12 protein-coding genes are annotated in these 14,521 nt (G+C 66.2%); 8 read left to right on the forward strand and 4 right to left on the reverse strand.

Features of this window, described 5'->3' with window-relative positions:
- Positions 1–73 precede the first annotated feature (73 nt).
- On the forward strand, positions 74–1,234 hold the full coding sequence (locus H9638_RS13630) for a glycoside hydrolase family 76 protein (RefSeq protein WP_191748201.1): 1,161 nt from the start codon (positions 74–76) through the stop codon (positions 1,232–1,234).
- A 12-nt stretch (positions 1,235–1,246) separates the two neighbouring features.
- Here H9638_RS13630 and H9638_RS13635 read toward each other — a convergent pair whose 3' ends face one another.
- Positions 1,247–2,119, reverse strand: a complete 873-nt coding sequence (locus H9638_RS13635; RefSeq protein WP_191748203.1) for a class II glutamine amidotransferase — start codon at positions 2,117–2,119, stop codon at positions 1,247–1,249.
- Between the two features lie 9 nt (positions 2,120–2,128).
- Positions 2,129–2,722, reverse strand: coding sequence for a YdeI/OmpD-associated family protein (locus H9638_RS13640; protein WP_191748205.1), 594 nt, complete (start codon positions 2,720–2,722; stop codon positions 2,129–2,131).
- Between the two features lie 115 nt (positions 2,723–2,837).
- Here H9638_RS13640 and H9638_RS13645 point away from each other — a divergent pair, with 115 nt between their 5' ends.
- Positions 2,838–3,377, forward strand: coding sequence for an NUDIX hydrolase family protein (locus H9638_RS13645; protein ID WP_191748207.1), 540 nt, complete (start codon positions 2,838–2,840; stop codon positions 3,375–3,377).
- Positions 3,378–3,435: 58 nt separating this feature from the next.
- Positions 3,436–4,308: a DUF6707 family protein gene (locus H9638_RS13650; protein WP_191748209.1), complete on the forward strand. Its 873-nt coding sequence runs from the start codon at positions 3,436–3,438 to the stop codon at positions 4,306–4,308.
- Between the two features lie 63 nt (positions 4,309–4,371).
- Here H9638_RS13650 and H9638_RS13655 read toward each other — a convergent pair whose 3' ends face one another.
- The gene (locus H9638_RS13655; RefSeq protein ID WP_225217410.1) at positions 4,372–5,442 is read right to left on the reverse strand and encodes an FUSC family protein; all 1,071 of its coding nucleotides are present in this window, start codon (positions 5,440–5,442) and stop codon (positions 4,372–4,374) included.
- 166 nt (positions 5,443–5,608) lie between these two features.
- On the opposite strand from H9638_RS13655, the gene tgt reads away from it, so the two are divergent.
- Positions 5,609–6,874: a tRNA guanosine(34) transglycosylase Tgt gene (tgt, locus tag H9638_RS13660; protein WP_191748211.1), complete on the forward strand. Its 1,266-nt coding sequence runs from the start codon at positions 5,609–5,611 to the stop codon at positions 6,872–6,874.
- 456 nt (positions 6,875–7,330) lie between these two features.
- Here tgt and H9638_RS13665 read toward each other — a convergent pair whose 3' ends face one another.
- The gene (locus H9638_RS13665) at positions 7,331–8,062 is read right to left on the reverse strand and encodes a queuosine precursor transporter (RefSeq protein ID WP_191748213.1); all 732 of its coding nucleotides are present in this window, start codon (positions 8,060–8,062) and stop codon (positions 7,331–7,333) included.
- A 226-nt stretch (positions 8,063–8,288) separates the two neighbouring features.
- Between H9638_RS13665 and H9638_RS13670 the strand changes: the two genes are divergently transcribed.
- The 4 genes from H9638_RS13670 to H9638_RS13685 all read left to right on the forward strand — a co-directional run bounded on the left by H9638_RS13670 (position 8,289) and on the right by H9638_RS13685 (position 14,424).
- Positions 8,289–9,044 carry a TetR/AcrR family transcriptional regulator gene (locus H9638_RS13670; RefSeq protein ID WP_191748221.1) on the forward strand — a complete coding sequence of 252 codons (756 nt, stop codon included), beginning with the start codon at positions 8,289–8,291 and terminating at the stop codon, positions 9,042–9,044.
- Positions 9,037–9,519, forward strand: coding sequence for a hypothetical protein (locus H9638_RS13675; RefSeq protein WP_191748223.1), 483 nt, complete (start codon positions 9,037–9,039; stop codon positions 9,517–9,519). The genes H9638_RS13670 and H9638_RS13675 overlap by 8 nt, the downstream gene beginning before the upstream one ends.
- A 63-nt stretch (positions 9,520–9,582) precedes the next feature.
- The gene (gene thiD, locus H9638_RS13680) at positions 9,583–10,416 is read left to right on the forward strand and encodes a bifunctional hydroxymethylpyrimidine kinase/phosphomethylpyrimidine kinase (protein WP_191748225.1); all 834 of its coding nucleotides are present in this window, start codon (positions 9,583–9,585) and stop codon (positions 10,414–10,416) included.
- A gap of 375 nt (positions 10,417–10,791) precedes the next feature.
- Positions 10,792–14,424, forward strand: a complete 3,633-nt coding sequence (locus tag H9638_RS13685; RefSeq protein WP_191748227.1) for a S8 family peptidase — start codon at positions 10,792–10,794, stop codon at positions 14,422–14,424.
- Positions 14,425–14,521 lie beyond the last annotated feature (97 nt).

Genomic DNA, 14,521 nt, shown 5'->3' on the forward strand with positions numbered 1-14,521 from the left:
CGCATCCCGTGAACGGGTAATCCGGAGCCCGGTCACCGTGACGGCGCGCGCCCGCGGGTCTAGGGTGGTTCGCATGCCTGCCGCACAGACTGTCCGCAACGCCGAACTGCGCGCCGATACGGCAGCCCAGTCGGTCACCACTGCTTTCGGCGGCCGCCTGTTCAACCTCCCTGGCACGCACCTTGGCGCTGTCCGCGCCCCGCACCCCCTGCCGCGCGGAGCCGGCCCGTGGCACTACTGGTGGCAGGCCCACTATGTCGATCTGCTGGTGGATACCGGTCTGCGCAGCCGGGCCACGCTCTCCGGAAAGGGCTTCTCCGACGTTGATCCGATCCGGTTGGCGGATGTCCTGATCCGCACCATCCGGCTGCGCAACGGCGGCCGCATCACCAACAACTTCTACGATGACATGGCCTGGCTCGCCCTGGCATCCCTGCGCGTGGACTCCCTTCCGGGCCCGCCGCGCGGCACGAAACCGCGGCACCAGCGGCTGCGGGAGTCCCTGGGATCGGCGCTCCGCTCAGCCCACACCCAGGATTTTGGCGGCGGACTGTTCTGGGACCGCAGCCGGACGTTCAAGAACACCCCGGCAACCGCTCCGGCCGCCCTCTTCTTCGCCCGCGGCGGGGACCGCGACCGCGCGCAGGCGCTCATCGACTGGCTCAACACGGTCCTGCTGGACCCGGACACGGGACTCTATTTCGACGGCGTGCGGATGGAGGGTACCCGGCTGCTGGTGGAGACCCCGGTTTACACCTACAACCAGGGCCCGGTCCTGGGTGCGCTGCTGGAGCTTGGCGGTCCCGCCAACTTGGCCCGGGCCACGGAGCTGGTCCAGGCCACGGCCGCCCATTTGGTGTACGACGACGATGCTGGGTACGACGACGATGCCCCGCTGCTGCGCACCCATGGCAGTGGTGATGGCGGGCTTTTCACCGGCATCCTCTGCCGTTACCTCGCCGAGGCCGCCGCAGCACCCACCCTGGACCTGCAGACCCGGCACCTGGCGGGCACCCTGGTCACTGAACTGGCGGAGAGACTGTGGAAAGGCCGCGCCACCCGGAACAACCTCGCCGTCTTTTCCGCCGATCCGCGCCGGACGGCAGACGAAAGCTACCCGGCGGGAGCCGGCGTCGAACTCTCCACCCAGCTCCAGGCCTGGATGGTGCTGGAAGCCTCCGTGCGGGTGGCCCGGCTGGACACCGGTCCGGCCGAGGGGGAGGAATCCGCCTAAAACCGCTGCAGCTCAGGACACCTTCAGCGGGTGCTGCGAGGCGGCGGCGTGGGGATCCAGATCCGCGAGCGTGAGCAGGTGCTGGGGATGTTCCGGAAGCGGGAATGACCGCTGGACGGCCAGGTCCCGGTCCACATGCAGCACCTCGCCGGCGTCCAGCAGGCGCCAGTTGGGATTCTCATCCATCCGCTCGGTCGCCACCAGCAGCGCGGGTACCTGGTTCTGCTCCATCTCGTCGCTCTTCACGCTGATCCGGGTGGTGTGCTTGCCGTGGTGGGGCGAATCGGAGCCCTCCTGCAGGACGTACAGCGGATGGGTATCCGGGTAGCGCACCGCCCAAAGATCCGTCGCCGTCGTCAGCACCAGATTCACCGCATACAGGCGAAGGTTCTGTGCGATCCAGCTCAGCGCCTCCTCGATCGCCGCCCCCATATCACCGCCGTTCTGCCGCGCAATCCCGGTGATCAGCGCGAAGACCCGTTCACTGTCCGTTTGGCCTTTAACGAGGTCCATAACCTCAAGCTGCCGCAGCCGGTCATCCAGCTGATCCAGATCCTCCACCACCCCGTTGTGGGCCAGCAGGCGGTCATCCTGCAGGAACGGATGCGTGTTCACCGCGGTGTCGCCCCCGGTGCTGGCATACCGCACGTGGGCGATGAACGTGGTGCCCCGCAGCTGACGGGCCGCGGCCGCATACGCGCGGTCCTCGTAAGCGGCAATCGGCGCCTTATCCACCACAGCCTGGCCCTCCGGGTTGAAAACCCCCAGCCCGAAACCATCCGCCATTCTGCGGCTCTGTTCCGCGAGGCTGTCCGGCGCTGTCAGCAGCCAGAACGTCGCGCTGACAGGGGCAGGACCTGCATGCATTCCGAAAAGCCGGCACATGGTGGACTCCTAGTCGGGGAATTGCTTCTGCGGATAGAACGTCTCTCTGCGGCTGAGCATCTCCACGAAGCCCGCGATGTTCCGCTCCCGTGCTGCCTGCGTCCTGAGCCGGCCGAGCCGGGAAGCCAGGGCAAAGCGGTTCTGCGAGGAGAGCACATTGAACATCTGCTGCGCCCGCTCATTGGCAGCGATGGCGTCCAGCAGGTCCTGCGGCACCTCAGTATCCGCCGGGCCTGCGTAAGCCGCGTCCCAGCGCCCGTCTGCTTTCGCCGAATCGACGGCGTCGCGTCCCGACGGGCGCATCCGGCCTGCCGCCTCCAGCCTGCCGATATGCCCCACGTTCCGCAGCGACCACATGCTGCGCGGTCCACGCCGGGTGTAGCGCTGGAGGTAGGTTTCCTCGTCCCGGCGGGCGGCCTGCCCGTCGATCCAGCCGAAGCACAGCGCTTCGTCGAGCGCGCTTTGCCGGGTCAGGGCCGTGGCGCTGCCGCCCTGTTTCCCGATGACGAGCCAGACGCCGGCGGAGAGCAAATGATGTTCTTCCAGCCAGTCCCGCCATGCTGCTGCATCAGGGAGCAGCAGTTCCGGGAGCTCGGGCTTCATGCGCTAATCCTAGGCCCCGGCGGTACCGGCTGAAAGGCTAGGAGGCAGTTCAGCCCTTGGCCGAAGCGGAGCGCGTCGAATGACTCCCGCCGCGGCTTTGCGGTAGAACACTCGTATGAACGTACGCACTCCTGACCCGTATCCCGGCTGGCTTTCGGAGGAGGACCTGCACGAAGCCAGACAGCGGCTCCCCATGGTTTATGTGGAAGCCGTGCCGGTCCGGTGCGATCCGCTGGGGTACGTCACCGAGGTGGGTCTGCTGCTGCAGGCGACCCCGGAAGGGCAGATGGTGCGCAGCTTCGTCTCCGGCCGGGTTATGTACCGCGAAACGATCCGCGCAGCGCTGCTGCGCCACTTGGAAAAGGACCTCGGCCCCATGGCGCTGCCGCAGCTGCCGCCGAGCCTGGCCCCCTTTACCGTCGCGGAGTATTTCCCCTCCCCCTCGCAGACCGGTCTGACCGACGAGCGCCAGCACGCCGTCGCACTGGCCTACCTGATCCCTGTCACGGGTGAATGCGATCCACGCCAGGACGCGCTGGAACTGTCCTGGCTCACTCCGGAGGAAGCGCTGAGCCCGGCGGTGTACGCGGAGTTTTCCGGCGGCCGCGGCGACCTGCTGCGCCAGGCACTCGCCTCAGCCGGCTGGGGCCGGTAAGGCGTTACCAAGTCTTTATATACTGGGGGCCGATGCTCCAACCGCAAAGGGAACAGCCATGTCAGAGAGTGTGCCGGATACGTATGCCTTCCGGGTCAATGCCGAATTGCTCGTTCCGGGGCAAAAACTGGTGCTGGATGAGCTGACCCTGGCACCGTTGACGGGCGTGCGCATCGAGGAGGACGACTTCGGCACCCCCGCCCTGGTGCTCGTTGAGCTGGAAGACGGCGGTACGCTGCGCATCGCCTTCGGGTCCGCGGTGCGTGTGGCTGCTCCGGCGCCGGAGCAGAACGCCTCCGAAGCCGTGCGCAGCGTCCCCACGGATGAGGAAACCTACGCCGCGGTGCTGGCGGCTGCCCAGGCCGCCCACCCGGACGACCGCACGGTCAAGGAACTCATCACCCGCCTTAGCCGCGGCTTGAATGTGAAGGCCGGCAGCAACCTTCAGGATGTCCGGGACCTGGCACACACCCTCTACGTGGACCTTGGCGACGCAGACAACGCACTGGCGGTCTGCGGCCTGATCACCGGCCTGGGATTCGACGGCAACTACGGGCGGTGGAACTGGATCCAGGGCGCCCTGTCCCTGGCCGCGCACATCACCCATGACGCCGGCGATCTGGAGGCATCCGGCGCTTACGCTCAGGCGGTGCGGGCCGGCGATCACGCCGAATCCGATCCGCTCAAGGCCAAGCTCTCCGCGGAACTGCTGCAGCGCCAGCTCAACGAACCGAACCTCTATGACCGGGAGGTCCAGCGGGCGGCCGAAGCCGGCGATGAGCAGAGCGAACGTGACTGGCGCGTCCTTCGGTTGAATACCCTGCTCTACCTGCGCGCCCACGGCGGATCGGAAGCCTACAGCGACGCTGAACTCCAGCGCCGGATCCGCAACGAGCTCAGCGCCATCCGCGGGCTGAACCTGGATCTCTAAGCTGGGATCCCTGGGCTGGGATCTGAGTCTGGGAGGGTTCCACCGGAGGATTCAGCCGGAGCGCTAAGCCCGGATACTTTTGTTGACCAGGGCCTGCCGGGCCTGCAGCCGGGTGGTGTGCCAATGCACCAGCAGCACCAAAGCCATACCGACGACGGCGCCAATCACGGTTTCCACGGCCCGGTCCTGGATGAGGATGGCCGGGTCGCTGGGATGAGCGAGTTCCGTGCTGATCAGAGCCAGCGGCGTGATGACCACCTGTGCCAGGGCGTACTGGCGGGCGATGAACATCTCGGCCCCGAACTGCAGCACCGCGATGACCAGGACCAGCTGCCAGGGCGCGAGCGCGGCCAGCAGAATGGCGGCGGTAACCAGCAGCCCGCCGAAGGTTCCCAGCAGCCGCTGCAGCCCGCGGTGGATCCGGTTGCGCAGCGTCGCTCCGGCCAGAGGTACGGTTGCCGCCACCATCGCCCAGTAGTTGTGGCCGATCCCCAGGGCTGAGGCCACGGACCCGGCCGCCGCGGCAGCAACCGCGTACAGCGCGGCGTCGTGCCAGACAGCCCGGCGCTGCGCGGCGGAGAACCGCGGGTGGACCGGCCGCACCCAGTCGGTCCGGTACCTGGGCCAGAGCATGGCGGAGAGTCCCAGCAGAATGGCGAAGCTGACGGTCGCAGCGGCCACGGCCATGGCCTGCCAGACCGGCGGCTGGTTCGGCACCGAGGAAATCGCGGCATACGCGAAGATGTGGAACAGGGATCCGGCGGGGCGCAGCCGCCAGAAACCGGTGGCCAGCGTGCCCAGGCCCGCGACCACGGTGGTGCCCAGGACGATTCCCCAGGCATCCAGGCCAAGCCGGGAGGACAGCGCACCGGCCAGTATCACCGCCAGCATCAGGACTCCGGCCCGGAGCTGGTGCCCGAAGCGCTGCCGGTGCGGCTCATTGCGGCCGTAGATTCCGGTGAAGGCACCGAACGACGCGTAAATGGCCAGGTCAATCCGCCCAAAGGCCAGCAGCGTCAGCAGCGGGACGGCAACACCGATGCCGCAGCGGATCCCCACGTGGTGGTCATTGTGGGCCGGGGCCATGCTGAACATTTCACGCAGGTACTTCAAGGGTGTGGAAGAGCCTTTCATTGGACGGGGTGGTTCCCCTGGACGGTGCGGTTCCCCGGCGAAGGGTGGCGCCCGGATAAGGGGCGGGCGGGGGCAGGAAATCCCCCAACAACTGTACGCTCGCCCGGCTGGCCGGGTTCCCGGCTGGTTTGACCAGCCCGCTGCCCGGGTAGGGCAAAATGGAAGGGTGTCCTCCACTGGTTTTTCCTTTGCCCTCGGTAAGCGCCTGCGCGAAACCACTCCCGACTCCGCGTCCCGCACCCAGGCCAACGGCGGTGAGTTCCAGGGCCGCACCGGCACCATCTCCACTCCGCACGGCGAAATCCAGACCCCGGCATTTATTGCCGTGGGCACCAAGGCCACGGTCAAGGCGGTTCTGCCCGAATCCGTAGCTGAGCTGGGCGCCCAGGCGGTGCTGGCCAACGCCTACCACCTCTATCTGCAGCCCGGCGCTGACATCCTGGACGAAGCCGGCGGGCTCGGCAAGTTCATGAACTGGTCCGGGCCAACCTTCACTGACTCCGGCGGATTCCAGGTCATGAGCCTGGGCGCCGGGTTCAAGAAGGTCATCAACATGAACGCCGACGGCACCACCCACGCCACCGGCGCGGATGACGACGTCGCGCCCGGCAAGGAACGCCTGGCCCACATTGACGACGACGGCGTGTGGTTCAAATCTCACCTCAACGGGGACAAACACCGCTTCACCCCGGAGATCTCAATGCAGGTCCAGCACAAAATCGGTGCCGACATCATGTTCGCGTTCGATGAGCTGACCACCCTGCTGAACTCGCGGGGCTACCAGGAACGGTCGCTGGAACGCACCCGGCTTTGGGCCGAACGCTGCATCATCGAGCACCGCCGCCTCACTGAGGAACGATCGCACCGGCCGTATCAGGCCTTGTTCGGCGTGCTCCAGGGCGCCCAGTATGAGGACCTGCGCCGCAAGGCCTCACGGGACCTCGGGGCCATGGACTTTGACGGCTTCGGCATCGGCGGGGCGCTGGAGAAGGAAAACCTCGGCACAATTGTCCGCTGGTGCACCGAAGAGCTCCCGGAAGACAAACCCCGGCACCTGCTTGGCATCTCCGAGCCGGACGACATTTTCACGGCCATCGAAAACGGCGCGGACACCTTCGACTGCGTTTCGCCCACCCGGGTGGCCCGCAACTCGGCGTTTTACACGCCCTACGGCCGGAAAAACCTGTCCAACGCCAAGTTCAAGCGCGACTTCGGTCCATTGGTGGACGGCTGCGACTGCTACGCCTGCGCCAACTACTCCCGCGCGTACATCCAGCACCTGTTCAAGGCCAACGAGATGGTCAGCCACACGCTGATCTCCATCCACAACGAGCGCTTCACCGTGAAACTGGTCGACGACGCCCGGCTGGCCATCGAGGACGGCACGTTCTTCGAGTTCAAGGACGAGGTCCTGGGCAAGTACTACAGCTAAGCGGGAGATCTGGGCGGGGCTGCGGGGCTCGGCAGCCCCCAGATTCCCACTGCCAACTGCGCAACATTCCGCCCCCGTTTCCCACTGAGTGTGTGCAGTGTTGCCAGTGAGGTCACTCCCGCCACATCGGACACACTCACTGGGAAACTGCGCTGCCGGGGCATACCTGCACCCCCGCCGCAGGCACCCAGAACGGCCCGACGATGACACGGGTTCCCACTGTTCGTAACCTCCCGTGACTGGTGTGGTCCCACCAGCCACACCCGTTTACAAAGACTGGGAAACCGTGTCGGCCCGGCTGTGCCGGGCAGCGTTTGGCAGGCCGGGCGGAACCTCGGGAAGGCCGCACCGCAGGGTGCGGGTTGCAGGCCAGGGCTGCGCGTTGGCCGGACCCCGCCGCCGGGCGCGAAGCCCAGCGGCGCTGGTCGCCGTCCGGCAGCCCTCAGCTCAGCTCAGCTAAGCGGCGACCTGACCGTACGTCGGTTCGCGCTTCTTGATCGCCTTAATCACGGCAGAGGTCACCGGAACGAAGAGGAACTCGACCGCGGTCTTGTACACAAAGCCGAAGATCACGTAGTTCACGAACTGCCCGGGATCGCTGATGCCGATCACAGGTGCGGCAATCGCACAGAAAATCAGGGTGTCCGCAAACTCGCCTGCACCAGTGGAGGCCATCAGCCGGCCGGCAAGCGCACGTTCCTTGAACTTGGCCTTCATCCGGGTGAGGACCAGCGAATTCAGCAGCTGCCCGGCCAGGAAGCCCAGCAGCGAGGCCACCACAATCTGCCAGACCGGCCCAAGCGCCGCCTCTAGTGCCGCCTGCTTCTCCAGCCCGTAGTCGTCGTCGAACCCTGGCAGTGCGATGATCACAGCAAACGCCAGCACGGCGAACGCGGCCATCGCAAAGCCCATGAAGATGGCACGCCGGGCCGCCTTGAAGCCGTACACCTCACTGATGACGTCGCCGAGGATGTAGGCCAGCGGAAAGAGGAAGAAACCGCCGTCGGTGACAATGCTGAAGTCCCCGAAAATCGGGCCGAGGACCACGCCCTTGGTAGCCCCGATATTGGAGATGATGATCACCACGCACATGAGGGTGAGAATCAGGTCGTAATGGGAGCTGCCACGCGAGGCATAACTGGGCGCCTGCGGCGCCTGGAGGGCAGCGCCCGGGGTGGATGAAGACATGGGTAATCCCGTTCGGTTAGTGGTTCGCCTGAGCTTTCGCCGGCTGTATTAGCACTTGCCCGCTGTCCCGGGCGGTCCAAAGGACCAGCGTTCATTCTGCCATGTTTCGCTCCCCTCGGGCCTGCCGGGCCCCAACACAGCCGGGCATTCGCAGGCCGCGTCACAATTCTGAACCTGTTCAAAACTGTGTTCTAATCTTCGATGACGAAGTAGGAACAGGAGTTCGATGGCCGCCGGGGCAAAGAGCGAAACCACCCGGCAACGGCTGGTCGAGACCGCAACAGCGCTTTTCCGCGCACAGGGATACGAACGCACCACCATGCGCGGCATCGCCGAAGCCGCCGGCGTCTCGGTCGGGAACGCTTACTACTACTTCGAGTCCAAAGACGCGCTCGTGGCTGAGCTCTACCGCTCGCTGCAGGACGAACACCGGTCCGCCGCGCTGCCGCTGCTGCGCGAGGGACACAACCTCGGTGAGCACCTCCGCGTGATCCTGCTGGCCAACCTCGAGGTGCTGTCGCCGTACCACGGGCTGGGCCACCAGTTCCTGAAAAACGCCGCCCTGCCGGTTCCGGGCGGCACCCGCTACGCCCGTGGCACAGCGCCGGATGCGGCGTCGGCGGCAGCGCCGGGTGCGCCGTCGGCGGCAGCGCCGGTTCCAGCCCCGCCCCCAGCCCCGGATGCAGCCCAGGTCGCCCGCGGCAAGTCGATTGCCGTCTACCGGCAGGCCGTCCAGACCGCCCGGCCGCAGCCGCCGCTGGCTATCCGGGATGATTTGCCGGAGCTGCTGTGGCTGGTGCACATGGGTGTCACCCTGTTCTGGGTCTACGATTCCTCGCCCGGGCAGGTCCGCTCCCGGCGGCTGGTGGCGAACACCGCTCCGCTGGTCGCCAAGCTGGTGATCCTCTCCCGTCTACCGGTTGTCCGGAATATTGTGGAAGATGTGGTGAAGCTGCTGCGAGGAGCGCGATCACATGACTGAAACTGCGGACGACGACGGCGTCGATCCGGCCGGCATATCCAGCGGCACCCGCGCGCCGAAAGGGCGCATAATCCTGACCCCGCGCGTGACCTTCGGACCGATCGCGTTTGTCACCGGCTACGCGATCGCCAGCCTGCTCGTGGCCGCGATGGCCACCATTGCGATCGGCTGGGGAACTTCCCGCGATTTCTGGGGCTATCTGTGGATCATCGTGATCGCGGCCTTCTATGCCGGAGGGCTCGGGCTGCTCACGGCGGCACCGGTGGGACTGGCACTGGGGCTGCTGCTGCGGAGCATTCCTAACCAGTGGCTGCACGTTCTCGCGTTCTTCGTGGTGCCTGCCCTGCTGGCCTGGCTGGTCATCGGGCTGATCGCCGGATCCGTCGGGGTGCCGCTGCTGATGGCCCTCGCGATCGGTTTCTCTGCGGCCATCGGACGCCTTGCCGTGTGGCGCCTGATGGACATCCGCGCCTGACGCGTTGCGGTCCGGCCGCGTCGCAGGTGGCGACCCGCCCCGCTCAGGGTAGAAGATGGAAACATGTCTTCACACACACACTCGGCACCGGCCGTCACACTCACCATTGCCGGATCGGAAGCCACCGGCGGAGCGGGCGCTCAGGCAGACCTCAAAACCTTCCAGGAACTGGGCACGTACGGCATCGCCGCCCTGACCTGCATTGTTTCCTTCAACCCGAAGGACAACTGGAACCACCGCTTCGTTCCGGTGGATGCGCAGGTCATCGCGGACCAGCTCGAAGCCATCCAGACGGCCTATGACCTGGAAACCGTGAAGATCGGCATGCTCGGCACGCCCGCAACCATCGACACCGTCGCGAAGGCGCTCCAGAGCCAGGACTGGAAGAACATCGTGCTGGACCCGGTCCTGATCTGCAAGGGACAGGAACCGGGAGCCGCACTGGACACCGACCAGGCGCTCAAGGCCCAGATCCTTCCGCTGGCCACCTTCGTAACCCCGAACCACTTCGAATCCATGTCCCTCTCCGGCATGGATTCCATCGACACAGTCGAGGACCTGCAGGAAGCCGCCCGCCGAATCCATGAAGCCTCCGGCGCCGTCGTGCTGGCCAAGGGTGGGGTGCGGCTGGAAGGCGACGACGCCGTCGACGTTTTCTATGACGGCCAGACCATGGAGGTGCTGCGTGCACCGAAGGTCGGTGAAGTAGCCGTCAGCGGTGCAGGCTGCACGCTCGCCGCGGCGATCACTGCCGAACTGGCCAAGGGCGCGACGCCGCTCGAAGCCGCCCGCACCGCCAAGGCCTTCGTCACCGAAGGGATCCGGAACCGGGTCTCCTCCCACACCCCGTTCGATGCCCTCTGGCAGGGCGGTGCCGGCAACGGTCCGGCACTCTAATTTTCCCAGACCCTGATACAAGCGGACGGACGCACCGAAAACGGTGCGTCCGTCCGTTCTTGTTTACAGACGCCGGATCAGCCTGCGATTCAAGCCCTGAATAACCCTCCACGTCAAGAGCCGCTGAACGAATCGCGGCCCGAAACCGTGAACCTTTGACCTGCCGGAATGCTCGCTTAGGGTGTGCCTACGGCTGCGGGCAGTTGGGGGCCGAAGGTGCATAGCTGACACCCCACAACAACGGGGGTTTGGGGGCACAAACGGAAAGCTGTCACGTGTGTCAGCAGCCGGCAGGCGGCGGTTCAGGTCTCTAGTGCAACAGGTCTCTGACGGCGTTCCTCCGGCAGCACGCGGCGGGAATGTTCAAGGAGCACAATGAGACGGTCCATTCATCGCAGGCCCGGAGTGGTGGCAACTGCCGCCGTCGCCGGCCTGGCACTCACAGCAGGATTGGGCCTCCCGGCCCAGGCCACCGAAGGCACGGGCGCCGAAAACGCGCTGCAGGGGTTCGCGGTAGAGAAGTTCGCGGAGCAGAAGGTCTCGCCCAGCCTCCGCGGGGTCAGCGGAGAAGTCTCCGTTTTCGTCCAGTTCACTGGCGAAGGAGCCTTCGAGCAGACGCAGCCGGACGCCGTGAAGGCAGGCAAGCAGGACCCGGTCGTGGACGCACCGCGGGTACAGCAGATCCGGGCGGAGATCGAATCCCAGGCCGAGTCCGTGGCCCAGGAGGCCGCTGCCAGCACCATCTACACCACCACGAACACTCTTCCCGGTGTCGCGATCGTGGGCGACGCCGAAGCCATCAAGGCACTGGCGGACCGCGGCGACGTCGCCAAGATCACCCGGATCGTACCGAAAACAATCGACAACAAGGGTGCAGACATCGATACCCGGGCGCTGAACACCTGGGTGGAACGCCAGCAGACCGGCCAGGGCATCACCATCGCCGTGCTGGACACCGGCATCGACTACACGCACAGCGACTTCGGCGGACCCGGAACCATCGAAGCGTTCGAGGCAGCCCAGGCGTCGCCGACCATTCCCGCCGCAGACAGCGGTCTGCTCGATCCGGCCAAGTTCATTGGCGGCTACGACCTGGTGGGTGATGACTACAACGCGGATCCGTCCGCGGCCAACTACCAGCCCGTCCCGAAACCGGACTTGAACCCCATGGACTGCCAGGGCCACGGCACCCACGTGGCCGGCACCGCTGCCGGCTACGGCACCAACGCCGACGGCACCACCTTCCGCGGCGGCTACTCCTCCCTGACCACGCAGACCGTCAACGAGATGCGGATCGGTCCCGGCTCGGCTCCCGAAGCCCAGCTGGTCGGAATCCGGGTGTTTGGCTGCACCGGCTCCTCCGACGTCGTTGGCCAGGCCCTGGACTACGTCCTGGATCCCAACGGCGACGGCGATTTCTCCGACCGCGCACAGGTGGTGAACATGTCCCTGGGCTCCGACTACGCCCCAGTGGACGATCCGGAGAACGACATCGTGGACAAGCTGACCGAACAGGGCATCCTGTCCGTGGTGGCCTCCGGCAACGCCGGCGACGTCTACAACGTGGGCGGCTCCCCCGGCAATGCGAGGTCTGCCCTGACCGTGGCCAGCACCATCGGTTCGCAGATTTCGCTGGACCGTGCCGATGTCCTGGCTCCGGCCGGGCTCGAAGGTTCCGCCGCCGGCCAGTACTCCGCCAACTTCAACTACTCCGACCCGGCACTCACACCGGAACGGCTGACCGGCGATGTGGTGGCCGCTCCGGCGGACAACGCCTTTGGCTGCTCGGCTTTCCCGGCCGGGTCCCTGACCGGGAAATGGGTCTGGATCCAGTGGGAAGACTCCAACGGGGCGTTCCCCTGTGGTTCAGGCGTGCGGTTCAACAACGCCCAGGCCGCGGGTGCCACCGGCGTCGTCCTGGACTCCCCGCGGGATGTGTTCGACGCCGGAATCGGCGGCAACGCCGCTATCCCCGGCATCCAGCTGAACCGTGAGTCCTCCGACCGGCTGCGGCCCGCCGCCGTCGCCGGCACCCTGACAGTCCGCCTGGATCCCGCCTACATGGGCACCGCAGCAGGCCAGTCCAACTTACTGGATACGGTGAGTTCCTTCTCCTCCCGCGGGCTGCACGGCTCCAACGGCGTGGTGAAGCCCGACGTCGCGGCTCCGGGTTCCTCGATCGGCTCCGCCAACGTGGGTTCCGGCAACGGCGCCTCGGTGAGCAGCGGAACCTCCATGGCCACCCCGCATGTGGCCGGGCTGGCAGCGCTGCTGTACGCGGCGAGGGATTACACGCCGTACGAGGTCAAGAACACCATCATGAACACCGCAACCCATGATGTCCTTGCCGCCAACGGCGCCGTGCACGGACCTAACCGGGTCGGCTCCGGACGCGTGGATGTCCTGGACGCCGTAAACAACAAAACGGTGGCCTATGACGCCGAGGACCAGACGCTCACCAGCGTCAACTTCGGTGTCCTCGAACTCGGCGCCGATGCCCTGACCGTGACCCGCAAGGTGACGGTGCAGAATAAGTCGGATTCCCCGCGGACCTTCGCCGTCAGCTACCTGCCGGCGTCGACCATGCCCGGGGTGGAAATCACCACGGCTCCGAGCGTCAGCGTGGGGGCAAATGCCAAGGCCACCGTGGACGTCACCCTGACGGTTGCCGATCCGGCCGCCCTGGCCAAGACCATTGATCCGGCCGCGGACACGATGCAGCTGGGACTGCCGCGCCAGTTCCTGGCCGATGTCTCCGGACGCGTCCAGCTGGCCAGCGACGGCGTACCCACGCTGCGCGTTCCGGTGTACTCGGCTCCGAAGCCGACGTCGGACATGTCCGCGGGCACCGGCATCGACTTCGCTGATGCAGAGGCACTGGCAGCGGACATAACCCTCACGGGCCGTGACCTGCTGCAGGGTTCGGGTGCTTCCACCTATCTGTCGCTGGTGTCGCCGCTGGTGCTGGGCGGGCAAAGCCCGAAACTGGACAGCCTCGCACTGGATTCCATGAAAGCCATGGACCTCTCTGCGGTGGGGGCATCCTCCACACTGCCGGCCGTCAAGGCGGCCGGCGGCGACCCTGCGGACGCAGTGCTGAACTTTGGCCTGAGCACGTGGGAGAACTGGCCGATCCTCGGTGGACACAACGAGGTCAACGTGGAAATCGACACCAACAAGGACGGCACCGCGGATTACCGGGTGGTCACCGGCCGCGCCGATGACCTGGACCTGGTGCTGGTAAACACGTACCGCCTGAACCCGGACGGCAGCACGGCCGCCCTGGTGGACCAGACCGGTGCCAACGGCCGGATGGGCAGTACGGACACCAACACCTTCGATTCCAACACGGTGACGCTTCCGGTTTCCGTGGCGGCACTGGGACTGGATCCCGCCGCGGAATCCCTGCCCCTGGCGTACAAGGTGGTGACCTGGAGCCTGTACAACGTGGATGACACCGGGACCACCGTTCCGGTGGATTCCACGGACTTCATCGAGTTCGACGCCGCGGATCCTGCACTGTGGTTCTCCGGCGGCTCCGCGGATGCCCTGTTTGCCGACGTCGACGGCGGCAAGCTCACCGTGAACCGGAGCACGGACACCACCGGGGCCTCGGCGCTGTTCCTGCACCTGCACAACGGCACCGGCGACCTGAGCGGCACGGCCGGACTGGGGGGACGGGCCGAAATCCTGCCGGTCACGGTGCCCGCACCGGCTCCGGTCAGCCCGGTGTCGGCCGTCAGCAAGTGCAATGGATTCAAGGCTGAGATCACCGTAACGCTCACTAACAACGGCGACCGCCGTGCGGACATCGACATCAAGTCACCGTACGGCAGCGCAAAAGTGATGAAGCTGCAGCCCGGTGAGAGCACAACCGCTGTGATCAAGACGCGCCAGCTTGCTCTTCAGGCAGGCGAGGTGACCGCTTCCTACAAGTTCCTTGGCAAGGGCAAGGCGGAGAAGGTCAATTACACGGCGTCTTACGGCCCGGTGAAATGCAGCCGCTAATTCCCTGAGCAAACACAAAGCAGCGGACCCCGGAGCATTCCAGGGTCCGCTGCTTTGTGTTTGCCGCGTTCATGTCTCAGTAAAGCGGGGTTTTTCC

This window comes from Arthrobacter pullicola (assembly GCF_014836875.1).
Classification (GTDB): Bacteria; Actinomycetota; Actinomycetes; order Actinomycetales; family Micrococcaceae; genus Arthrobacter_B; species Arthrobacter_B pullicola.

Coding starts and splice junctions, on each gene's coding strand:
- H9638_RS13630 (WP_191748201.1), top strand. CDS start 74: ATGCCTGCCGCACAGACTGTCCGCAACGCCGAACTGCGCGCCGATACG.
- H9638_RS13635 (WP_191748203.1), bottom strand. CDS start 2,119: ATGTGCCGGCTTTTCGGAATGCATGCAGGTCCTGCCCCTGTCAGCGCG.
- H9638_RS13640 (WP_191748205.1), bottom strand. CDS start 2,722: ATGAAGCCCGAGCTCCCGGAACTGCTGCTCCCTGATGCAGCAGCATGG.
- H9638_RS13645 (WP_191748207.1), top strand. CDS start 2,838: ATGAACGTACGCACTCCTGACCCGTATCCCGGCTGGCTTTCGGAGGAG.
- H9638_RS13650 (WP_191748209.1), top strand. CDS start 3,436: ATGTCAGAGAGTGTGCCGGATACGTATGCCTTCCGGGTCAATGCCGAA.
- H9638_RS13655 (WP_225217410.1), bottom strand. CDS start 5,442: ATGAAAGGCTCTTCCACACCCTTGAAGTACCTGCGTGAAATGTTCAGC.
- H9638_RS13665 (WP_191748213.1), bottom strand. CDS start 8,062: ATGTCTTCATCCACCCCGGGCGCTGCCCTCCAGGCGCCGCAGGCGCCC.
- H9638_RS13670 (WP_191748221.1), top strand. CDS start 8,289: ATGGCCGCCGGGGCAAAGAGCGAAACCACCCGGCAACGGCTGGTCGAG.
- H9638_RS13675 (WP_191748223.1), top strand. CDS start 9,037: ATGACTGAAACTGCGGACGACGACGGCGTCGATCCGGCCGGCATATCC.
- thiD (WP_191748225.1), top strand. CDS start 9,583: ATGTCTTCACACACACACTCGGCACCGGCCGTCACACTCACCATTGCC.
- H9638_RS13685 (WP_191748227.1), top strand. CDS start 10,792: ATGAGACGGTCCATTCATCGCAGGCCCGGAGTGGTGGCAACTGCCGCC.